The organism is Cellulomonas sp. P4_A2, from assembly GCF_056402515.1.
Genome location: NZ_JBFUHG010000069.1, coordinates 1 through 538, shown reverse-complemented (window position 1 = coordinate 538; position 538 = coordinate 1). Strand labels below are relative to the sequence as shown.

Here is a 538-nt window from a genome sequence, read left to right as displayed (position 1 = left end):
GTCTTGAACGAGGAGCCCCGTGACCACGCCCGAGTCGCCCCAGCCCGTCGCCGACGACGACAAGTCGCACGTCCCGCCGCTGACGACCCGCGTCGTCATCGCCGAGGACGAGGCTCTCATCCGCCTCGACCTCAAAGAGATGCTCGAAGAAGAGGGCTACGCGGTCGTCGGCGAGGCCGGAGACGGCGAGAAGGCGGTCGAGCTCGCCCGGGAGCACCGGCCCGACCTCGTCATCCTCGATGTGAAGATGCCGATCCTCGACGGCATCTCCGCCGCCGAGCGCATCGCCGAGGAGTCCATCGCGCCCGTCCTGATGCTCACCGCGTTCTCGCAGCGCGACCTCGTGGAGCGGGCCCGGGACGCCGGGGCGATGGCGTACCTCGTGAAGCCGTTCAGCAAGAGCGACGTGGTGCCGGCCATCGAGATGGCCGTGTCGCGGTTCGCGGAGCTGAAGGCGTTGGAGACCGAGGTCGCGGATCTTTCGCAGCGGCTGGAGACGCGGAAGCTGGTGGATCGGGCGAAGAGCATTCTGCAGACG

Annotated in this window: 1 protein-coding gene; it reads left to right on the top strand. The window is 68.6% G+C overall.

The annotated features are described in order from the left end of the window. Positions 1–79 precede the first annotated feature (79 nt). Positions 80–538, top strand: a 459-nt coding sequence (locus tag AC1DUE_RS20115; protein WP_477041178.1) for an ANTAR domain-containing response regulator, incomplete at its 3' end; no start/stop codon positions are given.